23 protein-coding genes, 2 tRNA genes and 1 pseudogene are annotated in these 20,527 nt (G+C 68.4%); 15 read left to right on the top strand and 11 right to left on the bottom strand.

What is annotated here, in order from left to right; genetic code table 11:
* Nucleotides 1-140: 140 nt before the first annotated feature.
* On the top strand, nucleotides 141-1,478 hold the full coding sequence (locus tag STH_RS12855; RefSeq protein ID WP_011196705.1) for a DUF3794 domain-containing protein: 1,338 nt from the start codon (nucleotides 141-143) through the stop codon (nucleotides 1,476-1,478).
* 160 nt (nucleotides 1,479-1,638) lie between these two features.
* On the opposite strand, the gene STH_RS12850 is transcribed toward STH_RS12855, so the two are convergent.
* Nucleotides 1,639-2,253: a hypothetical protein gene (locus STH_RS12850; protein ID WP_011196704.1), complete on the bottom strand. Its 615-nt coding sequence runs from the start codon at nucleotides 2,251-2,253 to the stop codon at nucleotides 1,639-1,641.
* Nucleotides 2,254-2,386: 133 nt separating this feature from the next.
* Here STH_RS12850 and STH_RS12845 point away from each other — a divergent pair, with 133 nt between their 5' ends.
* The 3 genes from STH_RS12845 to STH_RS12835 all read left to right on the top strand — a co-directional run bounded on the left by STH_RS12845 (nucleotide 2,387) and on the right by STH_RS12835 (nucleotide 5,348).
* On the top strand, nucleotides 2,387-3,991 hold the full coding sequence (locus STH_RS12845; protein WP_043714102.1) for a hypothetical protein: 1,605 nt from the start codon (nucleotides 2,387-2,389) through the stop codon (nucleotides 3,989-3,991).
* 239 nt (nucleotides 3,992-4,230) lie between these two features.
* Nucleotides 4,231-5,115, top strand: coding sequence for a hypothetical protein (locus tag STH_RS17485; protein WP_050742285.1), 885 nt, complete (start codon nucleotides 4,231-4,233; stop codon nucleotides 5,113-5,115).
* A gap of 157 nt (nucleotides 5,116-5,272) precedes the next feature.
* Nucleotides 5,273-5,348, top strand: a tRNA-Val gene (locus STH_RS12835).
* A gap of 284 nt (nucleotides 5,349-5,632) precedes the next feature.
* Here STH_RS12835 and STH_RS12830 read toward each other — a convergent pair.
* Both STH_RS12830 and STH_RS12825 read right to left on the bottom strand, forming a co-directional pair.
* On the bottom strand, nucleotides 5,633-5,875 hold the full coding sequence (locus tag STH_RS12830) for a hypothetical protein (protein ID WP_043714101.1): 243 nt from the start codon (nucleotides 5,873-5,875) through the stop codon (nucleotides 5,633-5,635).
* A gap of 222 nt (nucleotides 5,876-6,097) precedes the next feature.
* Complete coding sequence (locus STH_RS12825) at nucleotides 6,098-6,925, bottom strand: tetratricopeptide repeat protein (protein WP_043714100.1); 828 nt, start codon at nucleotides 6,923-6,925, stop codon at nucleotides 6,098-6,100.
* 176 nt (nucleotides 6,926-7,101) lie between these two features.
* On the opposite strand from STH_RS12825, the gene STH_RS19990 reads away from it, so the two are divergent.
* Nucleotides 7,102-7,326 (top strand): helix-turn-helix domain-containing protein, encoded by a 225-nt coding sequence (locus STH_RS19990; RefSeq protein WP_148205585.1) that lies wholly within the window; start codon nucleotides 7,102-7,104, stop codon nucleotides 7,324-7,326.
* A gap of 103 nt (nucleotides 7,327-7,429) precedes the next feature.
* Nucleotides 7,430-8,002, top strand: a complete 573-nt coding sequence (locus STH_RS12820; RefSeq protein ID WP_197525178.1) for an ATP-binding cassette domain-containing protein — start codon at nucleotides 7,430-7,432, stop codon at nucleotides 8,000-8,002.
* A 48-nt stretch (nucleotides 8,003-8,050) separates the two neighbouring features.
* Here the strand turns inward: STH_RS12820 and STH_RS12815 are convergent, their stop codons facing one another.
* Nucleotides 8,051-8,416 carry a hypothetical protein gene (locus tag STH_RS12815; RefSeq protein ID WP_043714096.1) on the bottom strand — a complete coding sequence of 122 codons (366 nt, stop codon included), beginning with the start codon at nucleotides 8,414-8,416 and terminating at the stop codon, nucleotides 8,051-8,053.
* A gap of 227 nt (nucleotides 8,417-8,643) precedes the next feature.
* A complete protein-coding gene (gene map, locus STH_RS12810; RefSeq protein WP_011196697.1) occupies nucleotides 8,644-9,390 on the bottom strand; it encodes a type I methionyl aminopeptidase in 747 nt (248 codons plus the stop codon).
* 143 nt (nucleotides 9,391-9,533) lie between these two features.
* Here map and STH_RS12805 point away from each other — a divergent pair, with 143 nt between their 5' ends.
* Nucleotides 9,534-10,349 carry a histidinol-phosphatase gene (locus STH_RS12805; protein WP_011196696.1) on the top strand — a complete coding sequence of 272 codons (816 nt, stop codon included), beginning with the start codon at nucleotides 9,534-9,536 and terminating at the stop codon, nucleotides 10,347-10,349.
* Between the two features lie 100 nt (nucleotides 10,350-10,449).
* Here STH_RS12805 and STH_RS12800 read toward each other — a convergent pair whose 3' ends face one another.
* Nucleotides 10,450-10,695, bottom strand: coding sequence for a hypothetical protein (locus STH_RS12800; protein ID WP_011196695.1), 246 nt, complete (start codon nucleotides 10,693-10,695; stop codon nucleotides 10,450-10,452).
* Between the two features lie 73 nt (nucleotides 10,696-10,768).
* Complete coding sequence (locus STH_RS12795) at nucleotides 10,769-11,095, bottom strand: GNAT family N-acetyltransferase (RefSeq protein ID WP_043714095.1); 327 nt, start codon at nucleotides 11,093-11,095, stop codon at nucleotides 10,769-10,771.
* Between the two features lie 399 nt (nucleotides 11,096-11,494).
* Here STH_RS12795 and STH_RS12790 point away from each other — a divergent pair, with 399 nt between their 5' ends.
* A complete protein-coding gene (locus tag STH_RS12790) occupies nucleotides 11,495-12,457 on the top strand; it encodes an NAD(P)H-dependent flavin oxidoreductase (RefSeq protein WP_011196693.1) in 963 nt (320 codons plus the stop codon).
* A 54-nt stretch (nucleotides 12,458-12,511) separates the two neighbouring features.
* On the opposite strand, the gene STH_RS12785 is transcribed toward STH_RS12790, so the two are convergent.
* The 3 genes from STH_RS12785 to STH_RS18920 all read right to left on the bottom strand — a co-directional run bounded on the left by STH_RS12785 (nucleotide 12,512) and on the right by STH_RS18920 (nucleotide 13,679).
* On the bottom strand, nucleotides 12,512-12,790 hold the full coding sequence (locus STH_RS12785) for a DUF3243 domain-containing protein (protein WP_011196692.1): 279 nt from the start codon (nucleotides 12,788-12,790) through the stop codon (nucleotides 12,512-12,514).
* A gap of 98 nt (nucleotides 12,791-12,888) precedes the next feature.
* Nucleotides 12,889-13,356: a DUF2103 domain-containing protein gene (locus STH_RS18925; RefSeq protein ID WP_050742284.1), complete on the bottom strand. Its 468-nt coding sequence runs from the start codon at nucleotides 13,354-13,356 to the stop codon at nucleotides 12,889-12,891.
* Between the two features lie 101 nt (nucleotides 13,357-13,457).
* On the bottom strand, nucleotides 13,458-13,679 hold the full coding sequence (locus STH_RS18920; protein ID WP_011196690.1) for a hypothetical protein: 222 nt from the start codon (nucleotides 13,677-13,679) through the stop codon (nucleotides 13,458-13,460).
* A gap of 183 nt (nucleotides 13,680-13,862) precedes the next feature.
* On the opposite strand from STH_RS18920, the gene STH_RS12770 reads away from it, so the two are divergent.
* The 7 genes and pseudogenes from STH_RS12770 (at nucleotide 13,863) to STH_RS12740 (ending at nucleotide 19,754) form a co-directional block, all read left to right on the top strand.
* Nucleotides 13,863-13,937: transfer RNA gene (locus STH_RS12770), tRNA-Cys, on the top strand.
* Between the two features lie 503 nt (nucleotides 13,938-14,440).
* Entirely contained in the window at nucleotides 14,441-14,668 is a 228-nt protein-coding gene (locus STH_RS12765; protein ID WP_011196688.1) for a hypothetical protein, read from the top strand.
* A 12-nt stretch (nucleotides 14,669-14,680) separates the two neighbouring features.
* A pseudogene (locus tag STH_RS17475) lies at nucleotides 14,681-15,136 on the top strand (DsbA family protein); the annotation flags it as partial.
* Nucleotides 15,133-15,567: a vitamin K epoxide reductase family protein gene (locus tag STH_RS12755; RefSeq protein WP_011196686.1), complete on the top strand. Its 435-nt coding sequence runs from the start codon at nucleotides 15,133-15,135 to the stop codon at nucleotides 15,565-15,567. The pseudogene STH_RS17475 and the gene STH_RS12755, both read left to right, overlap by 4 nt.
* Nucleotides 15,568-15,672: 105 nt before the next feature.
* Complete coding sequence (ytxC, locus tag STH_RS12750; RefSeq protein WP_011196685.1) at nucleotides 15,673-16,590, top strand: putative sporulation protein YtxC; 918 nt, start codon at nucleotides 15,673-15,675, stop codon at nucleotides 16,588-16,590.
* Between the two features lie 238 nt (nucleotides 16,591-16,828).
* The gene (locus STH_RS12745) at nucleotides 16,829-18,844 is read left to right on the top strand and encodes a sodium-translocating pyrophosphatase (protein WP_043715944.1); all 2,016 of its coding nucleotides are present in this window, start codon (nucleotides 16,829-16,831) and stop codon (nucleotides 18,842-18,844) included.
* Between the two features lie 454 nt (nucleotides 18,845-19,298).
* Nucleotides 19,299-19,754, top strand: a complete 456-nt coding sequence (locus STH_RS12740) for a PaaI family thioesterase (protein ID WP_011196683.1) — start codon at nucleotides 19,299-19,301, stop codon at nucleotides 19,752-19,754.
* A 118-nt stretch (nucleotides 19,755-19,872) separates the two neighbouring features.
* Here STH_RS12740 and STH_RS12735 read toward each other — a convergent pair whose 3' ends face one another.
* Nucleotides 19,873-20,400 carry a GNAT family N-acetyltransferase gene (locus STH_RS12735; protein WP_050742282.1) on the bottom strand — a complete coding sequence of 176 codons (528 nt, stop codon included), beginning with the start codon at nucleotides 20,398-20,400 and terminating at the stop codon, nucleotides 19,873-19,875.
* Between the last annotated feature and the right edge of the window lie 127 nt (nucleotides 20,401-20,527).

Here is a 20,527-nt window from a genome sequence, read left to right as displayed (position 1 = left end):
GGTTGACGCGGGGGCTCATATCATAGCCAGCAGGAGGCGGGCGCGCGTCCCGCCACTCCACCCCCGAGTGCGGTCCGCCACATAGCTTCCCTTCGCGGCGCCGCCCCTGGGGTCAACGCTAAGGAAGGGGGAAGTCGAGCGTGGCCGACTTGCTCAGCACCCAGCTTCTGAAGCTTCAGTGTCTGGTGTGCGAGAATACCGGCGAGGCCTGCATCGAGTCTCGTTTTAAGCTGCCGCGCAAGGCGAAGAAGATCGCCGAGATCCAGGCCCGCATCGTGGACCTGGAAGCGGACGTGATCGACGACCAGGTCTGCATCTCGGGCGTGGTCCACAAGCAGATCTTCTTTGTCGGCGAAGATCACCATGTACATCACGTGCCAGAGGACGTACCGTTCACCACCTTCGTGAACTGCCCAGGGGCCAAGGCGGGCGACATCGCGGAGGTCAAGGCGAACATCGCCAAGGTGAACTTCAACCTGGAGTGGGGGCAGGAAGTTGTACAGCGGGTGATCGTCCAGTTCGTCGTCCGGGTCTCGGAGGACTGCCAGGTCAACGTGCGCCTCAATCCCCGGGGGCCCCTGGTCAAGGCCGAGTGCGTGGTGGGCGAGGCCACGAAGGCGGTGACCATCGAGAACTGCATCGAACTGGACCGGCGGGCCATCAAGATCCGCGACCTCCAGGTCTCGCTGGAGGACGTGAAGGCGGAAGCCACCAGCGACCAGGTGATGTTCCAGGGAACCCTGGTGAAGAATATCTTCTATATCTCGGACGAGGACGTCGAGCTGTTCCAGGAGGAGCGCATCCCCTTCTCCGGCATCGCCGACGTCTGCGGCGCCGAGCCGGGGGATAACGTCACCCTGCAGGCGCAGATCGTCCGGGTAGACAAGGTGCTCTCCGATGGCGTGGAACTGCGGCAGCGGGTGGTGCTCTCGCTGTTCATCAAGGTCACCCGCACCTGCGAGATCAACGTCGCCGAGGACCCGACGGGCCCGCAGGTGATGGCCTCCCGGGTCATCGCCACCGGCGAGCGGCAGGTGCTGGTGGAGAACGTCACCGACCTGAACAAGCCGGCCCAGAAGATCCAGGAGATCCAGGCCCGGGTGGAGGACGTGGCGGTGGAGGTCATCCCCAACAAGGTGATCATCACCGGCACGCTGCACAAGCAGATCTTCTTCGTCGGCGAGGACGACATCGTGCGGCACCAGGGCGAGGACATCCCGTTCACCACCTTCGTCGACCTGCCCGGGGTGAACCCCGGCGACGAGATCTCCGTCACCCCGGTGGTGGAGCACGTCGGCTTCGACCTGCTCGACAAGGTGTGGGTCAGCCACCACGGCGACGACTGCGACGACGACGAGGGCCGCCCGGTGTTCCGGCGCCTCCTGCAGCGCACCGTCATCCTGCTGTGCGTCACCGGCAGCCAGGAGCACCCCATCCGCATCGCACAGGCGCCCTTCACCGGGCTGGCCGCCGGCTGATCCCGGCCCCGCTCACCGGGGCCAGGGCGCCGGGTGGGCTGTACAGCAGTCCTGGCGCCGGGGGCGGAGCGAGGGCGGCGTCCCCGCCGGATGCGGGGGGCGCCGCCCTCGGCGCGATCGGCCGCGGTGCGCGGTCGCGATGCACGCAGCCACCCGGACCTCAGCCGCAGGACCACTCCAGCCACCACCAGCGCTCGAACTCGGTGATGAGCCCCGGCGGGTTGACCTTGCGGGTGGCCTCCAGGCACCACTGGTCATACTCCCACTGGTGGACCAGCAGCGGGATCGTCCGGCCGAACCGGCACAGGATGATTCCCGTGTCGTGCAGACGCCGGGCCACGCGGATGACCAGGTCCAGCAGCGACTGGCGGGCGGCGCTCTCCCAGGCGTCGTACCGCCCGGGATCCGCCAGCAGGGCGTCGAGCTCCTCCGGGGCCCGGTAAAGCCCCCGGCGGGCGAGCCACCTGGCCAGCAGCCGGTGGCTCTCGGTGTCGGCCATCCGGTCGCATTCCTGCTCGGAAAGCCCCACGGCGGTGATGAACTCCGGCTCCCACAGAGCGAAGTACCAGCGGGCCTCGTCGGGCTGTTCGCCCTGGCTGATGGCCCGCCGCAGCTGCCACGGGGTGTTGTAGTAAAGCCAGAGCTTCATGCGCTGCGGACCGTCGTCGAAATCGACGTACAGGGAGAGGACGTAGGCCTCCTCCAGCCGGGGGCACTCCGAAACCAGGAGCCCCTCCGCCAGGCGCCGGTAGAGGTGTTCCGCGAACGGTTCCATCCCGTTCACCTCGGTTGTCGGGTGGTGTGGAGACTACTTCTACGATTTCCTTCTTTTTCCTCTCCAGGAGGAATGATGAAACCGGGTTCTGGCGGATGCCGAAGGGGCGTATAGGTGCCCTGAGGTGGGACAGGTGCTCTTCTACCGCGCACCCCTGGACAGGCCCGCAGCGGCGCTGCACGTGACGGTGAGCCCGGTGCGCACCGCCGTCCTGCCCTCGCTCACGGAAGCCCCCGTCCTTCCCGGTCGGGTGCGGGTGGTGGTGCGGTACGGCCCCCGCACCGGCCCCGTCGGGGTCCACCGGGGCTGGCTCCACACGGACCTGCCGCCGGCGCGGCGGCTGCGGCTGGCGGGCTGTCAGCAGGACGACGGCGGGCTCCTGCTGTCGCTGGCCACCGTCCCGACCCGGGCGGGGCGGGAGAGCCTGACGGACCGGTTTCGCCTGCCTCTCCATATGACGACATGGGGTATCGAAGCGATCTCGGGTGTGCGGGTCGAACTGTTCTGCATTCCGTCCGTCCTGCCGGGGCGGCTGGTCCTGCGGGGGCGCGCCGCGGTGGCGGTCGAGACGCCCGCGGAGCGACTGGTCCGCGCCGTCCCCTTCTGCCGGGGGCGCGCTGTGGCGCTGAACCCGCACCTGAGCTGGCGCGCCCGGGCCGCGGTGGAGGGACTGGACCTCCGGGTGGCGCCGGGCGGCTTGGTGGAAGGCTGGCTCCACGTGGCGGTGGCCTGCTGGGGCGAACCCGAGGAGGCGATGGGGGGGGCCGCGGCGGCCCCGGCGGATCCCGTGGCGGTGCGCCGGGTGGACGCGGCGATCGCCCGGGTGGAGGCGGAGGCGGTACGGGACGGGCTGGCGCTGGTGTCCGGCGCCGTGGAGCTGGACGTCGCCTGGGCGGATCGCTCCGGCCGGGGCCGGTGGACCTGCCGGGCGGTTCCCTTCAGCGCGCTGGTCCCCCTCGCGGGGCTGTGCGAGGGGGACCAGCTGGAGCCGGTGGCCCAGGTGGAGCAGCTGTCCCGGGTGGGGGCGGGGGCTTCGGCGCGGGCGACGCTGCTTCTGGGGATCGGGCTGACCGCCCTCAGGCCGGTGCACCGGGAGATCGGCGGTGCGTGGTACCGGATGGCGCAGGTGGTGGGCCAGGCGGTGGCGACGGTGCAGCTGGACGAGCCGCTCTTTCCCCGGGAGGAGCGATCGGCGCCCACGGAACCGTGGCGGCGGGTACGGCTGGACCTGGGTCAGCACGGGCCCTGGAAGGCGCTGCGCGCCCGGATCCGGCGCACCTGCGGACGGTCGTCCCTGGAGGTGCAGGGCGAGCCGTTCGGGGCCGAGTCCGGCGCTGCCACCGGGGTCCGGCTGGAGCTGCCCGGCGGAGCGGATGCCCAGGTGAGCCTGGCAGCGGTCGGCCCGCAGGCGGAACTGCGGGTTCGTCGGCCGGCACGGGGCGGCGTGGAAGTGCCCCTGCCGCGGGGGACGGGCCGCGGGGGATGGCACCTGCTGGCCGGGCCGGCCCGGTGGGTGGTGGACGCATCTCCCTGCGCCGACGGGCTGCGCTGCCTGGTGCGGGACGCCGGCGGGCTGCGGCACGTGGTGCTGGTTGCGGAGCGGGAGGCCGGCGGGGAGGCGGCGGAGGACGGGCACGGCCAGGGGGCTGGCGGGAACCTGCCGGCGGCCTGGACGGTGGCGGGGACGGCGGTGAGGGGGCTGGGCATGGACCGGGTATGGGCGGAGGTCGAGGGGTGAGGGGGTGCAGCGGCAGATGCACCGGCGTTTGGGTGCAAGAGTCGGTACGAAAGTACCATTTCTATCTATAGTAGTTATTGATATAATGACTGTCGTAGTCCACGAAGTCACAACATACCTAGGAGGGCGGACTCGTGCGCAAACGGACTCGGACTCTGTCGGCAACCCTGGCCCTCGGACTCGCGGCATCCCTGTCTGTCGGTTCTGTTGCCCTGGCTGGAACGGAAGTGCGCGTGCCTGTGGACGGTGCCCTCGACGCCTACCTCGCCATTACCAGCGTCGTGGCAGCGTACCCGGAGGAGTTCTACTACGAGGCGGAGGCGCCGGTGACGGTGACCTTCCACGGCGACAACCTGAGCTGGGAAGACATCGAGTACCTGGGCGAGGGGTACGTGGAGGACGGCTTCGTGTACCTCCCCGATTCCGGCGATACCGTGCGATTCGCCGTGAAGAACTACACGTACTACGAAGAGGCCCAGGTGCACGACGAACTTACGGAAGAGCCGATGGATGAGGTCTTCTACGTGAGCGGAAACTACGCGGTCCTCACCACCCCCGGTTACTACAGCGTGGTGGCCGCTCCGCTGGCCGTCGCGCCGACCCGGGCCATCATCCAGGTCCGGTCCTCGTCCGCCGAGTCCGGGCACACGGGGCAAGCCGCTTCTGAACCCGCTGCTGAGTCTCCGCCCGAGTCCGTCGTCGCGAGCCCCACGACCGCCCGCGTGCTGGTGGACGGCAAGGAGGTCGCCTTCGAGGCGTACACCATCGACGGGTACAACTACTTCAAGCTCCGCGACCTGGCCATGGCCCTGAACGTGAGCGAGAAGCAGTTCCAGGTGACCTGGGACGGCGAGTTCAACGCGATCAACCTCGTCTCCGGCCACCCGTACACCGCGGTGGGCGGCGAGCTGACGGTGTGCACCGATCCGGAAGCCCGGCAGGCCGTGCCTACCGCCTCGAAGGTGTTCGTGAACGGCCGGCAGGTCGACTTGACCGCCTACAACATCGGCGGGTACAACTACTTTAAGCTGAGGGACGTCGCCAAGGCGATGGACTTCGGCGTGACCTGGCACCAGGCCACCAGCACCATCGGGATCGATACGACCAGCGGCTACTCGGAGTAAGGCCGGGGCGTGGAAGAAGGTGGATCGGGAGGGGACGTCGTCCCCTCCCGATCCGCTACGGGAAGTCTGCCGGTTCGAGCAGCGGCGCCCCCGTTGGCAGCGCGTCGCACTGGACACTCGTTCGGCGGCATGCTATAATGCTGCTTGCTTGCAAAGCGGTCGCTTAGCTCAGTTGGTAGAGCACGTGCTTTACACGCATGGGGTCGGGGGTTCGAGTCCCTCAGCGACCACCAACAGCCACAAGGGTTTACGGGATCGGGCTCCCTGGCCGGGGCTTGCGCCCTGACTCGTCTCGTGGGCCGCGTGCCCCGTTGCGGAGCCGATCCGATGGCCGCCTGGAAGAAAGCATCAACCTTCCGGGCGGCTTCTTCTCATTCTCTCTCCAGCGCGTGCGCAGATCGGTTCGCCGTCATCGTGACGGTCGAGCGACCCAGGGCCTTCTGCGTCACCGTATCCGAGACGCCTTCGCGGCCTGGAGTCGGCACTGCTGCCGAGGGGTGTGGAATGGCCCTCATCGTTACTCTGCCTGTGCCTCTTCGGGTCCGTTGCCGTTGCTTTCCTCCAGCTCTCGTTCCATCTCGAGGGCCCAGTCAGCCCACTTTGCGGCCAGAACTGCGTTGCCTTGTGCCATGAAACGATCCGCTATCGCCAAAGCCGCGGTGATCCGCTCTCTCATGCTCAACCCCGCGAACCATGAGGCGACGTAGAGAAGAGCCCGATCCCTATCCTGAACCGCGGACTCGGACGCTTTCTGGGTCACGGTCTGAGACCTCCCTCGTAAGGAGGCCCCGACGAAGCGTGACAGGATCTGGGCGCGAAGTCGGGGTACTTCGCCAGGGCGGCTCCTCGTGGTGCCGTCCCGCCCGGGCCGGGGGTGTGGAGACCCCCGGCCTTGCGTCTGGACGGTTTGCTAATCTAGCACCTGGACCCGCTCGGAGGGGGTCCGCCGTTGCCGTTCCCGCCATTGCAGGCACTCGCCTGGCTAGGCGATGCCAGTAGTGAAGCAGCCACGGTGATGCAGATTAGCGCTGCCACGAGGAGACGCCGCATGAGGGACTTCACCTCCCCCCGCCCGTTCATTCAGGTGGAGGACGTCGACAAACCTCCACCCCTGGAGGGCTGCAAACTCTGCGGCGCGGCTTATCCAAGCCGAGGCGGCCCCATGCTCCCGGAGGCGCCAGTAGGCGCGCGCCAGGAAAAGGGCGACCTCTGCAGCGTCTACGAGGTCATGCGCGCGGCGGCCGGCGGCAGACAGCGCTTCATGGCCGCGCTGGATGGTATCGCTCAGCCGGCCCTCTGCGGCCAGAATAGCGGCCATGGCGCCATCGAACAGGTACGCCAGCTCTGCGGGGAAAGCGTGCCGAGGCGCCAGGACTTCCCGTGCCCTGTGGGGGCGCCCTGCCCGTGTCAGGGCCCAGGCCATGTTGTGGCTGGTGACCGCGGCCTGAACGTGGTCTCCCTGACGGCAGAAGAGCGCGTGCGCCTTCTTGTACCAGCGGAACGCACTCAGGAAGCGGTGCTCCTGGTAGGCGATATGGCCCATCGCCCGGACGACAAAGGGCGTGTAGGACGCCAGTTGCGGGTTGCCGGCCGCCTGGCGCAGGTAGGCTTGAGCGTAAGGCCGGGCCCGCTGCGGCAGCCCCGCATCCACGTACGTACATGCCAGCATGTGAAGCGCCCAGAGGTAGAGGACGCTGCCGGGCTCAGCCAGGCGAAGACAGGCGTGAGCAGTATGCAGGGCGTCTTGCCAGCGACCCTCTGCGGCGAGTTGGACCGACAGGGTGCCGAGAATCCTGGCGTCTTGCGGCAACGTCCTCACCCCCTTTTCAGACTCTGCCGGCATCGTCCCTTTGTGTGCCGGTGTGTACGCTTAAGTATTTTGTGTGAAATACAGAATACAACAACACCTCCTCGGTGTCAACTGGATGTACACAAGGATACTCACTTGCACATAGAGGCACGACGGTGTAGGATGGACCCGAGGAGGTGGTGATTCTGCCCACATGGTTGACGGGTGCTCAGGCGATCAAGCACTTGCAGGTCTCACGATCAACCTTTTACCGGCTGGTTCGCGAAGGGCGGATCACCCCGTACTATCTGCCGGGCGTAGCCGATCCGAGGTACAACCAGGAGGAGCTCGACGCGCTCTTTACTCCAGCACCGAGGCAAGGCGGGGGGAGCACCTCCGGCACCGGTGACGATCGGGCCTGAACACCGATCATGGATATGCGCCCAGTCGCGCCTCTACGGCCGGTCATGACAGGACGGCGATACGGTGGAGAGCCCAGCCCATGTTCATGGGCGGGGCTCTTGCTTGTCCCGTCACCGTAGGGTGGCGGGCGCGTGGTACTGGAACGGCCGCCCGATTGCCCGCCCCGGCGAGTTTCTGGCGCCCCCTCGGGCGGCCTACGTGCCGCAGGGGCCGGTGCTGCTGTCGGGGACCCTCCGCGAGAACATCTGCCTCGGTCTGCCCTGTGCCGAGGACCTGCTCCGCCGGGCCATCCGCGATGCGGCCTTGGAGCGGGATGTCCAGTCGTTCCCGCACGGGCTGGAGACGGTTGTCGGCACACGGGGCGTGCGGCTCTCCGGCGGGCAGATCCAGCGCACGGCGGTGGCCCGGGCGCTGGTGCGCGAGCCGGAGCTGTTGGTGTTCGACGACATCTCCAGCGCCCTGGATGTGGAGACGGAGCAGTTGCTGTGGCGGCGGTTGCTGGCCCGGGGCGCCGCCTGCGTGGCCGTGTCGCATCGGCCCGCGGTGCTGCGGCAGGCGCACCGCATCATCGTCCTGCGCGAGGGGCGCGTCGTGGGGTGCGGGCGGCTGGAGGAGCTGCTGCACTCCTGCCCGGAGATGCGCGACCTGTGGTTCGCTGCCGGGGGCTCGGGCTGACAGCCGGGACCGACTCCGCCGGCCCGCAGCCGGGCGTGTTCTGTCTACCTACGCGTGCCGACCGAGGTACACCCAGTCGCGGATGACGGGCCTGCCGCACTTCACGCAGTCGTGGTGCGGCCTGTCCGCCCTGGCGTCCTGCCGCTCGCCGCAGGACGGGCAGGTCACGGGGGTGACGGGCGGCGGGGCCGGTTCCGCCGCGCGCTGTGCGCCCCGGCCTGTGAGCAGGTCGAGCCGGTCGATGATGGCGCCGAGACCGAGCAGCACGGCGCCCGCGAACGCCCCGCCCAGGCCGGCAGCCGTGGTCAATCCGACTCTGATCGCCCCCGGCGGAGTGGCACGTGCGGCCCACACTGCACCGATCACGCCGAGCACGATCACCAGCGCGCCCAATCCCGTGATGACACGGCTCATCGAGTTCATCCCCCTTTCACCCGGAAACGGTGTTGGCGCCGCCGAACACGTCCAGCGAGGCGGGCAGCCCCTGCAGCCTTACCCGTGGAGACGGCCGTGAGAGCGCCGCAAGACCCCGGAAACGCACAGGGGCGCTCCCGAGTCAGCTGGCTGACTTGGGGACGCCCCCTTCCCATCGCGCGCGGCGCGCGGCCTGGGGCGCCGCGCCGGCGGGTCGGTTTCGCGGTCTACAGCTTCGTCAGGATCTCCGGTCCGTTGTCCGTGATCGCGATGGTGTGCTCGAACTGCACGCAGATCGAGCCGTCCACCGTGCGGGCTGTCCAGCCGTCGGGATCCAGCTTCGACCGCCAGTCCCCCAGGGTGATCATCGGCTCGATGGCGATGGTCATGCCGGGCCGGAGCGCGATGCCCGTCCCCGGCTGCCCGTAGTGGGGCACCTCGGGCGGCTCGTGCAGCTTCTGGCCCACGCCGTGGCCGATGTACTCGCGGACCACGCCGAACCCGTGGCTTTCCGCGAGGCTCTGGATCGCGTGGCCGATGTCGCCCATGCGGTTCCCCGGCAGGGCGACCGCGATCGCGGCGTAGAGCGCCTCCTCGGTCACCTTCATCAGCTCCTGGACCGAGGGCGACACCTCCCCCACGGCGTACGTCCACGCGGAGTCGCCGTGGTAGCCCTTATAGTAGGCGCCGATGTCGATGGTGACCACCTGCCCCGCCTTCAGCCGCTTCCGGCTGGGGAAGCCGTGGCAGATGACGTCGTCCACCGACGCACAGATGGAGGCGGGAAAGCCGTTGTACCCCTTGAAGCTGGGTGTGGCGCCGTGCCTGGCGAGGAACTGTTCGACGAACTGATCCAGTTCCCACGTGGTGATGCCGGGCTCGATCTTCTCCGCCAGGGCGGCGTGGCACTCGGCCACGATGCGCCCGGCGTCCCGCATGATCGCGATCTCGCGCTGCGACTTCAGTCTGATCAAAATGAAGCCCCCTACTGGATCTCGTTCTCCCTCCATCCTACCGCATCCGCGCCGGAACCGGAAGTCCATGGGACGAAATCGCCGCGCCGGAAGGAGAGCGCGGGCCCCAAGGCGAACACCAGGGCCAGGAAGGGGGATGCAGCGTGCTGAACCGGCTCGCGGATTACCACATGCACACGGTGCGCTGCGGCCACGCCGTGGGCGCCATGGAGGCCTATGTCGAGACCGCCATCGCGCGGGGGCTGGGAGAGATCGGCTTTTCGGACCACGTGCCCATGTACTGGCTGCCGGAGGAGCGGCGCGACCCCACCGGCGCGATGGCGATGGAGGAGCTGGAGGCGTACGTTTCCGACGTCCTGCGCCTCCGGGAGCGCTACCCCGAGATTCCCATCCGGCTGGGGCTGGAAGCCGATTTCATCCCCGGGCACGAGGAGGAGCTGGTTCGGCTGCTGGAGCCGTACCCCTGGGACTACGTGATCGGGTCGGTCCACTTCCTGGACGACTGGAACTTCGATCATCCCGACCTGGTGCACCGCTACGCCGAGTGGGACATCGACGTGCTGTACGACCGGTTCTTCGCCCTGGAGCGGGCGGCGGCCGAGAGCGGCCTCTTTGACATCCTCGCCCACATCGACCTGATCAAGAAGTTCGGCCACCGGCCGCGCGGAGATCAGAGCGAGGCCTACGCGGCCCTGGCCGATGCCATCGCCCGGTCCGGCGTCGCGATCGAGCTGTCCACCGCCGGGCTGCGCAAGCCCGTGGGCGAGTATTACCCCGCCCCGGCCCTGCTGAAAGCCTGCTGCGCCCGCGGGATCCCGGTGGTCATCTCGTCGGACGCCCACGCCCCGGAGGAGGTCGGCTGGGGGTTCGCAGAGGCGCGGGCGCTGGCCCTGGAGGTCGGGTTCACCCACACCGCCCGGTTTGCCGGTCGGCGGCGCCAGATGGTGCCCCTGTCCTGAGCCGGCCGGGCATCACGGATCCGAGCGGCCCCGCCAACGGCCACGGGCGGCTGACAGAAAGCGAGCGGGTCCTCCCTGACGGGGGCCCCGCTCGTCGTGTTTAGATGCCGAATCCCTTGCCCGCCGGGTAGGCTGCGATTCCCGGGATGCCGGCAGTGGTTGGGTACGCGGAGGGAACGGTCGCCACGGTCGTCACGGGGACGGCGTACTCGTAGACGCGGTAGACCGTGGCGTTGGCGGCCGGGTATGCGGCCGCGCCCGGGGCGATGAACAGGTCGTCAGCGCCGGCCTGCGCGCCGATGAACGGAGAGAAAGCCGGGATCTTGCCAAAGCCACCGTAATGCAAAGCGGTGCACCTCCTCTCCTACACAGTCTATGGGTGCCGGAGGCGGCAGGTGAAAGGGGCCGCGCTCAGCCCATCATACGTCCGCCGTGCGGCGGGAGTGCCCCGGGAACCGCTCCAGCCGCAGGTGGCTGTACGCGACCCGGAAGCCGAGGCGGCGGTTCACGGCAAGCATCGCCGCGTTGGTCTCCTGCGTGGCCGTGGTGACCCGGCGGTATCCGTTCTGCTGCGCATACCGGGTGACCAGGCACTTCAGTGCCAGGGCGATGCCCAGCCCCCGGTGATCGGGGTGCACGCCCGTGAAGTGCTGCGCCAGAACGTCGGCCTGCCCGGGGTCGCGGCAGGCGGACTGGTCGCCGCCAGGCAGACGGCCGTGTCCGGCCCGGTCGCCGCCAGGCGCCACACCGGTTCCGGTTCGGGCAGGTACGGGCAGAGCGCCCGGCTCAGGCGCAGGACTTCCCTCATGAGGGGCTCGTCCGGCCGGTCGGATACCGCAGATGCCATTGTCATCCCTCCACGTCCAGCTACCTGCCTGCACCGTAACCTTTCGTGGGCTGAATGGCTAGACTGATTGGTCACGCTCTGCCGAGCTAGAATCAGAAAGCGGCCACTGGGCTGCTCGGGTTTCCTGCACCCAAAAAGCGGCTCCCTCCCGCCCGGGAAGGGGGGCTTCTGCGCGCAGTGGCGTGTGGGTCGTGCCGGGAAGGCGGACCCGCACGTCTGTTTGCTGAAGATTGTTGATCTTGTGAGGAGGATTCCCTTCCGCCCCGGGTTAATACTTGGGAGAGGAGGTGGGGCGGGCATGCTGTGTACCCGTCTGTGCGAGTTGCTTTCCATCGAGTACCCCATCATCCAGGGGGGGCTGGCGTATCTCGCCCGGGCCGAGCTCTGCGCGGCGGTGTCCGAGGCCGGCGGCCTGGGGCAGATTACCGCCGCGACGCTGGGCAGCCCCGAGGAGCTCCGGGAGGAGATCCGCAAGGTGCGGGCCCTTACCCGCAAGCCCTTCGGCGTCAACTTCGCGATGGGCTACCGCTCCCTGGAGCCATACATCGACGCGGCGCTGGAGGAAGGGGTGCGCATCGTCACCATCACCGGCGGGAACCCCGAGCCGTACATGAAGTACATCGACGCTCGGGTGCCGGGCGTGATGAAGATCATCCTGGTGGCCGGCGTGCGGGCCGCGCAGAAGGCGGAGGCGCTGGGGGCCGACGCGGTCATCGCCGTCGGCTACGACGGCGGCGGCCACCTGGGGCGGGACGACGTGGGCACCATGGCCCTGATCCCCCGCATCGTCGACTCGGTGAAGATCCCTGTGGCGGCCAGCGGCGGCATCGTCGACGGCCGCGGGCTCATGGCCGCCCTGGCCCTGGGCGCGGACGGCATCGAGATGGGCACCCGCTTCGTCGCGGTGCAGGAGTGCCCCGCCCACGAGGCGTACAAGCAGTTGCTCCTGGAGACTCGGGAGAACGAGACGGTCATCATGGAGCGCTCCATCGGCCGCCCGGCCCGGGTGCTGAGGACCGGCGGGGCCCTGCGGGTGCTGGAGGCGGAGGCCCGGGGCGCCACCCTGGAGGAGCTCCTGCCGCTGATCTCCGGCAAGGTCAACGCCAGGGCGGCCCTGGAGGGGGACATGGAGGAGGGCTTCGTCTACGCCGGCCAGGGCGTCGGCCTCATCCACGACATCCCCACCGTGGCCGAGCTCTTCGCCCGCATCCTGGCCGAGGCCCGCGCCATCGGCGAGCGGCTCCGGGGTCTCGGGGTATGAAACGGGCTGTCCCCGCGCCACCGTGAAGGACGCGGGGACAGCCCATGCTTCGCCTCAGTGTACCTTTCCGTCCGACACCATCTTGGTGACCATGCTCGCCAGCGCCTTGCGCTCCTCTTCCGTGCCGACGTCCCACAGCTCCTTCAGCAGCCGCTGCTCGCGGTTGCGGGGGTCCACCTTTTCCGCCAGGAAGTTGCCGATGCTGGTCGCCATGTTCGTGATGGTTTGCTGCGAGGCGCCGGTCCGCTTGAACTCCTTGACCCGGTCGGAGAGGAACTGCTTCCACTGCTCGAACGACTCCAGGATCGGGGTGTCGGAAGAGACGTTTTCCATTCTGCGCAGACCTCCTGTAGCGATTCCATCGGATGTGAACCGTGGTCTCAGCCGGTAGTCTGCGCATCTGCACACCGGATCATCCCTTCCGCCTACGGTCACTTGCGCGCGCAGCGGACGTGCGCGTACACGTGCCGCTTCCGGCCCAGCACCGCTGCCCGTGTGCCCGCACGCATCGCCCGCCCGCAGACGGCGCAGGGCATGTCGGAGGGCAGCGTAACCGTCTGCAGCGGTTCCGGCGCGTCCCGCCGCCTGGCCGGCTCGCCCTCCCGCTTCGGCTTCCACTCCACGATGCCCTCGGCGGCCAGCCATTCCAGGGCCGCCTGCCTGTCGGGCGCAACGATGTAGACCTCCTGGACTGCCGTGCCGTTCTTGGCCAGCAGCCGGAGGCCCGTCTCGGTGAACCGCTGGAAGGTCACTTCAAAGCCCTGGGTGCCCAGGGGGCGAATGGGACCGGGGATGATGCTGGTCACGTGCTCGCACACGGCGATCTGTTCCAGCACCGGCCACAGGTGTTCGATCACGCTGTGCTCCCGCTTGATCTTGCCTGCCCGATACTTCTTCAAGCTGGTCTCCGTCCTCGGATAGAGTGGCCTCGTTGCCTCCACTGTACCCCAGATCGGGCCGGCTTCGCCACCCCTGCGCCTGAGGAAGGGCCGCTCCGGCCCTAATTGCCGAAGATTGCGGCGATCGTCTCCTGCAGCAGGTTCTGCTTGCCCGCCACCAGGAAGAGGGTCATGCCGCAGATGAAGAGGAACGTGCTCAGGAGCGCCGGTACCCGCACCCGGGCGAAGGGGCCCGCCTTGACGAGCATCCCGGTGGCCGCGGCGAGGATGGCGTTGGCGATCAGGAACAGGACCCACCACAGGATGAGTTCGTTGACACCCATCGGAGCGCCTCCCCCGTCGAAAGGTGAAATGATGATAAGAGGTGGTTGTCGTCGCCTAATTATAGACGAAAGGTTTGATACGGTCTAGTCCGAAAGGAGGAAACAGGCCGTCGGCTCGGCGCGTGCAGTCCCCCTGTTGACGGTGCCGAAGGGTCTGTGATAGAATGTGCGTTGCCGCCATAGGGTGGGTTGGCGAAGTGGTAACGCGGCGGTCTGCAAAACCGTTATCCGTGGGTTCAAATCCCACACCCACCTCCAGGGAGGTTTCGCCCGGCTGGTCTCGACCAGCCGGGCGTTGTCCGTTCTCGGGGCGGCGGGTGGACCCGGACGGGACGTGCACCGGGCTGGCCGGGCGGATGTCGAGTTAACATAATGTCAGGCCGCGGCATAGCATGGGCGCGGAGGTGGGGCCTGTGCTGTACGGGAAGTTCGGCAAGCCTTTCGGCAAGTTCTGGAAGCCCTTCTTCAAATGGCCTTGGTGGAAGTCCTCTAAGTCTCCGTGGGGCATCTAGCACCACGTCATAAGTCTTGTAAGTCCTGTGCGCTGGGGCGGGCTCGCCGGTCGGCCCGCCCGTTTCGCGCCGTTGCGGGGGATTCTTCGCCACAGGGGAAGGAGAAGCGGCGGACGCGGGAAAATATGAGGTTACGGGCCCACTGATGCGGCAGCGACCATCGGTCGTCTCCGGGGCAGATCCCGGCCGCTGGAGCGACGTGTCGAAGAACCGAGAGGGCAACAACGGGGCAAAGGATGTGCGACAACAGTGAGCAGGAAGGGTCACGGCAAGCGAGGTTCCTCTGCCGTCTGGGCGGTCACGGCGGCGGCCGTCGCCCTGGTGGCGGTCCTCATCTGCGCCAGCGTCTGGTCGGCCAGGAGCGGCCGGGCGCCGGCCGGCGAGGCGGTCCGCGACGCGGACCTGGGCGCCGTGGGCAACGCCATCGGACCGGCCGACGCGCCGGTGACGGTCGTCGAGTACATGGACTACGCCTGACCGGGCTGCGCCACGGCCCACAAGGTCGTGGGTCCGCAGTTGGCGGACATGGCGAGGGCGGGCGAGATCCGCTACGAGGTTCACTACCTGCCGATCTTCCCGGCGACCGGCCCGGCCATCTTCGCGGTGCAGTGCGCCGGCGAGCAGGGCTACTGGTGGGCAATGCACGGCCGCATCCTGGAGGATCAGACGCGAGGGATCCGCGCCGTCCAGACCCTCGACGATCTGGACGCGCTGCTGGCGCGCTACGCGGAGGAACTGGGGCTGGACATGGCGGCGTACCGCCAGTGCCTGGCCTCGGAGGAGAAGGTGCAGGGCTACATCGACCGGGTCAACGATCAGATCGCGGCCGCGCAGGATCTCGGGATCCGCGGGACGCCGACGTTCGTCATAAACGGTGAACCCGTGGAGATGGACTCTTTCGACGATATCCTGAGTGCGGTGCGAGAGGAGTTGAAGCGCGAGTGAGCTTGCAGCGGCTGCTTCGGACCATCGGCGTCCTCGCCCTGGTCGGCCTCGGCATCTCGCTTTACCTGACCTGGGTCTACACCACGGACAGAGTGGCGATCTGCCTGGGCAGCGGCGGCTGTGAAACCGTGCAGTACAGCCCCTACGCCTGGATCCTGGGCATCCCGATCCCCACGCTGGGCGCCGGCGCGTACCTGATGGTCCTGGCGCTGGCGGTGCTGGGGCTGCGCGGCTCGCAGCCGGCCGAGTGGGTGGTGCTGGCGCTGTTTGGCACGGCGCTGGTGGGGCTTCTGTTCTCGGCGTACCTGACCTACCTGGAGCTGTTCGTGATCCATGCGATCTGCCTGTGGTGCGCGGTGTCGGCGGTGATCCAGCTGTTCCTCTTCACCCTGGCGGTCGTCGTCTGGCGTCGGTTCCAGGAGGCTGTATAGCTTTTTCGCGGCCGGTCATATACTACTACGGCAGATACCCTCGGCTTCGAGACGCTTCGTGCGATCCCTCGGAGCCGATTTCTTGCAAAGAGGGGTGAAACGGCCGTGCAAGCGATCACGATAGGGACTGCGGCAGGAATCGACGAAATTCGCCAGCGCCTGGACGACGAGTTCCGGTTCCTCCGGGAAGAGGGCCTGCAGGTGCGCATCGGCCAGTCACACCGGGGGAGCTTCGCCTTCCTCGACTGCGCGGTGGACGGCGCAGGCCGGTCCTCCCAGGCCGACGCCCTCCTGCGCCACTCTGTCGCCAGCGCCCTGTCCGACGTGATCGTGGAGAAGTGGGAGAGCGATCTCATCCGGAAGATCATCCGCGGCTCGTACTCCTACTTTTCGCGGGACGAGCAGGATCTCATCGCAGACTACACCGGACGCACCCTGAACGGCGGCAGTGACTCCCCCAACGGATACAAGGTCAACCGCAAGAGCCTGATCCTGCACCGGCTGCGGGACTACTTCGACACCGCCGACGAGCTGGTGCTCGAGGGCTTTGTCAACTTCCGGCTGCGCGACTACATCGAGGAGCTGGAAGACGCCGTGGACCGGGCGGTTGATGAGTTTCTGATGGAGCGGGAGCACCGGGAGTTCATCCGACTCCTGAGGCATTTCGTCGAGATTCAGGAGCCCCGCATCGAGCATGTGCACGTGCTGCTGGGTCCCGGCCACGCCTTCCGGCTGCTCGATGACGACGGCGGCGCCATCCGCAGCGAGGCCCTGGAGGAGTTTGTGGTGGAGATGGTGGAGAGCGAGGTCAGCTACGAGGACCTGCTCATCTCCGCGCTGATCACGCTTGCGCCCCGTTCCCTCACGGTTCACCTCGCCGACCGGCCTCCCGGCCGGGACGAGGCCCTGGAGACGATTCTCGGCGTGTTCGGCGATCGCACGGTGCGGTGCGAGGGCTGCCCCGTCTGCAGCCAGGCCACGGCTGCGGCCTGCGAGCCGTCCCAGGCCACGCTGCACCACTGACCGGATGGCCTGCCCTGGCCCAATGGGCGCACCCCCGGGCTGACAGGCTGACACTTGGGGAGGGTTTGCGACCCTCCTCTTGTTGTTTTCAGACCAGTCCGTTTGGGCGGATTCGTTCCCCAATCGCTTTCCACCGTTAGTCGCGTTTGACTTAGGAGGAATTATCCCCTCCCTTGGATAACTAGCATTGGGTCAGTCTATGCTAGTGTTTTGGAAAGGAGATCGGATCCCAGTGAACATGGCAAGTCTCGCCTGGCTTGCCCCGGCGGCCGGCGTGCTCGCGCTCATCGTGGCCGGGCTGCTCGCCGCCAAGATCCGGGGGCAGGATCCAGGAACCCCGCGTATGCAGGAGATTGCCGCCGCCATCCATGACGGCGCCATGGCTTTCCTCAACCGGGAGTACCGGACCCTCGTCGTCTTCGTGCTCGCCCTGGCTATCATCATCCTCATTGCGGGCTTCACCACCGATGCCATGCAGTGGCAGACCGCCATCGCCTTCGTGGCCGGCGCGCTCTGCTCGGTGCTCGCCGGCAACTTCGGCATGCGGGTGGCCACCATGGCCAACGTCCGCACGGCCAACGCCGCGCAGCATGGCCTGAACCGGGCCCTGGACATCGCCTTCTCGGGCGGCGCCGTGATGGGCCTCTCCGTCGTCGGCCTGGGCATGCTGGGCGTCGGCGTGGTCTACCTGATCTTCCGTGACCCGGACATCGTCAACGGCTTCGCCCTCGGCGCCTCCTCCATCGCCCTGTTCGCCCGCGTCGGCGGCGGCATCTACACCAAGGCCGCAGACGTCGGCGCTGACCTGGTGGGCAAGGTGGAGGCCGGCATTCCGGAGGACGACCCCCGCAATCCGGCCGTCATCGCCGACAATGTCGGTGACAACGTGGGCGACGTCGCGGGCATGGGCGCCGACCTCTTTGAGTCCTACGTCGGCGCCGTCATCGCCGCGATGGCCATCGCCGTCGTCGACAAGGACATCGACCCGAATCTGGCCGCGCTGCCCCTGCTGATCGCCGCCGGCGGCATCGTGGCATCGGTCATCGGCACCCAGTTCGTGCGCGGCAAGGAGGGCGGCAACCCGGCCAAGGCCCTGAACGCGGGCACCTACGCCGCGGGCATCCTCACCCTTATCGTCGCCGCCGTCATCTCGTTCCTGGGCTACGGCACTCACATCTACTTCACGGCCGTGGTGGCGGGCCTCATCGCCGGCATCGCCATCGGTCAGCTCACCGAGTACTACACCTCTGGCGACTACGGCCCCGTCAAGTCCATCGCCGACGCCTCCCGGACCGGCCCGGCGACCAACATCATCTCCGGCCTGGGCGTCGGTATGATGTCCACCGCCCTGCCGATCCTGGTCATCGGCGCCGCCACGCTGGTCGGCTACCTGGTGGGCGCGCCCCATGGCCAGGGGCTCTTCACCATCGCCCTGGCGGCCGTGGGCATGCTTTCCACCACGGGCATGACCGTCGCGGTGGACGCCTACGGCCCCATCGCCGACAACGCCGGCGGCATCGCCGAGATGAGCCACCTGGATCCGAAGGTGCGCAAGACCACCGACACCCTGGACTCGGTGGGCAACACCACCGCGGCCATCGGCAAGGGCTTCGCCATCGGTTCGGCGGCGCTGACCGCCCTGTCGCTCTTCGGCGCCTTCGCCACGGCCGCGGGCCTGGGTAACGTCTCCATGACCGATCCGAAGCTGATCGTCGGCCTCTTCGTCGGCGGTATGCTGCCCTTCCTGTTCGGCGCGCTGACCATGAACGCCGTCGGCCGGGCCGCAATGCAGATGGTGGAGGAGGTCCGCCGGCAGTTCCGGGAGATCCCGGGCATCATGGAGGAGAAGGCCAAGCCCGACTACGCCCGCTGCGTGGACATCTCCACGGGCGCTGCCCTGAAGGAGATGATCGTCCCCGGCCTGATGGCCGTGGCGGCGCCGCTGCTCACGGGCTGGCTGCTGGGCGTCACGGCCCTGGCGGGCCTGCTGGCGGGCGCCCTGGTCACCGGCGTCATGATGGCCATCATGATGGCCAACGCCGGCGGCGCGTGGGATAACGCGAAGAAGTACATCGAGGCCGGCGCCCACGGCGGCAAGGGTTCCGAGCCCCACAAGGCGGCCGTCGTCGGCGACACGGTCGGCGACCCCTTCAAGGACACCTCCGGCCCGTCGATGAACATCCTGATCAAGCTGATGACCATCGTCTCGCTAGTCTTCGCCGCCACCTTCGGCAACGGGCTCCTGCCCTTCTAGAGCCACTGAGTTCACCGAGGCCGCCCCGGCGACGGGGCGGCCTGCTCGTTCCGGGGCTTTTCCGAGTCGGCGACAGGGATCGCGCCCCGGGGCGGCGAAACCTTCCTGTCCGGGGAGGAGCGTCTGCGTCGGGCGGACGGGGCCGGTGGCCGGGCTGCGCCCGCTGCGGTTGCGGCCGGGCAGAGCCGGGGTGCCGGCTTGGCATCGCCGCCGGATGCCCCCGGGCAGAGCCGGGGTGCCGGCTTGGCATCGCCGCCGGATGCCCCCGGGCAGAGCCGGGGTGCCGGCTTGGCATCGCCGCCGGATGCCCCCGGGCAGAGCCGGGGCACCAGGCTCTGCATCCCCGCCGGATGCCCCCGGGCAGAGCCGGGGTGCCGGCTTGGCATCGCCGCCGGATGCCGATCCGTGGTAGAATAGTCGGCGAGGATCTCCTGCCGAAAGGGGCCGGTAGTTTATGAGCGAACCGTTTGTCTCAGAGCGCGATCACCTCCAGGGGTTGCATTGGCAATGCTTCGGCTGCGGTCAGGAGAACCGGCTGGGACTGCGGCTCAACATACGGCTGGTCGGCGACAGGACCGAGTGCACCTTCACGCCCATCCCGGAGTTCCAGGGCCCGCCCGGGGTCGCCCACAGCGGGATCATCGCGACGGTGCTCGACGAGGTGATGAGCCAGCTGATCTACGCGCAGCTGCAGCTCGCCGTCACCCGCAAGATCGAGATCACCTACCGCCGCCCGATCCGCGTGGGGCAGACCTACTACTTCAGCGCGTGGATCGTCAAGCAGAACACCCGCATCATCGCCGCCAAGGCCGAGGCCCGGGACGCCGAGGGCAACCAGGTCGCCCGCGCCCGCGGCATCTTCGCCCCGATGGACGAGGAGCGGGTGGCCAAGTTCCTGGACAAGGATTAGCGGAGGACATACGCAGAACCCCCCGCCCGGATCGGGACGGGGGGTTCCTTGCGGTCTTGGGTGAGGAGCCCGCCGTGCGGGAGGCCACAGCCCGGGCGGTGCCGATGTGGCCGCGCGTCTACGGGTCGCACGTCCGCACGTAGAACAGCAGGGGCGCCGCCCCGGCCCCCTGTGCGCCTTCGGGCTCGAGCCGGGCAGCCAGCCGGAAGCCCAGCTTCTCCAGGACCCTCACGGACGCCCGGTTGGTCTCCAGGCACAGCGCGGACACCCGGGCCAGGCGGAGGTGTTCGAAGGCGAACCGGAGGACGGCCCGGCAGGCCTCGGTGGCGTAGCCCTGCCTGCGCGCACCGGGCGCCGTCGCGAAGCCGAGTTCCGCCCTGGGAGCGGATGGGCTGCGCCGCAACTGGACGACGCCGACGAAGGCGCCAGCGCGGGTGCGGGCGGCGAAGGTGCAGTGGGTTCCTGCCTGCCACCCGGCCTGCTGCTCCGCGATCCAGCGCTCGACGTCGGCGGTCGGAAACGGGGCGCCCGCGGGATCCGGCGGCTCTCCGGCCTCCGCGGCGGCCAGCGCCTGCAGGTCCGGCGCGTCGCCCGGCCCCACGGGGCGGAGCAGGAGCCGTTCGGTGTCGATCTCGGACAGGGGCATCCGATTCCCCCCTGCGGTTGGCGTTGGTCCCTGTACCATTCGGCGTGCCGCCGCGGTTCCCCTCCGGTCTGCATCGGTCGTACCGTCCGGGCAACGGCCGTTCCCCTCCGGCAGGGTCGTGGACGAA

The organism is Symbiobacterium thermophilum IAM 14863, from assembly GCF_000009905.1.
In the GTDB taxonomy this organism is placed as follows: domain Bacteria; phylum Bacillota; class Sulfobacillia; order Symbiobacteriales; family Symbiobacteriaceae; genus Symbiobacterium; species Symbiobacterium thermophilum.
This window is presented reverse-complemented; position numbering and strand designations above follow the sequence as displayed.

Coding starts and splice junctions, on each gene's coding strand:
- STH_RS12850 (WP_011196704.1), bottom strand. CDS start 2,253: ATGGAACCGTTCGCGGAACACCTCTACCGGCGCCTGGCGGAGGGGCTC.
- STH_RS12815 (WP_043714096.1), bottom strand. CDS start 8,416: ATGAGCCGTGTCATCACGGGATTGGGCGCGCTGGTGATCGTGCTCGGC.
- STH_RS12790 (WP_011196693.1), top strand. CDS start 11,495: ATGCTGTGTACCCGTCTGTGCGAGTTGCTTTCCATCGAGTACCCCATC.
- STH_RS12785 (WP_011196692.1), bottom strand. CDS start 12,790: ATGGAAAACGTCTCTTCCGACACCCCGATCCTGGAGTCGTTCGAGCAG.
- STH_RS18920 (WP_011196690.1), bottom strand. CDS start 13,679: ATGGGTGTCAACGAACTCATCCTGTGGTGGGTCCTGTTCCTGATCGCC.
- STH_RS12745 (WP_043715944.1), top strand. CDS start 16,829: ATGGCAAGTCTCGCCTGGCTTGCCCCGGCGGCCGGCGTGCTCGCGCTC.
- STH_RS12740 (WP_011196683.1), top strand. CDS start 19,299: ATGAGCGAACCGTTTGTCTCAGAGCGCGATCACCTCCAGGGGTTGCAT.
- STH_RS12735 (WP_050742282.1), bottom strand. CDS start 20,400: ATGCCCCTGTCCGAGATCGACACCGAACGGCTCCTGCTCCGCCCCGTG.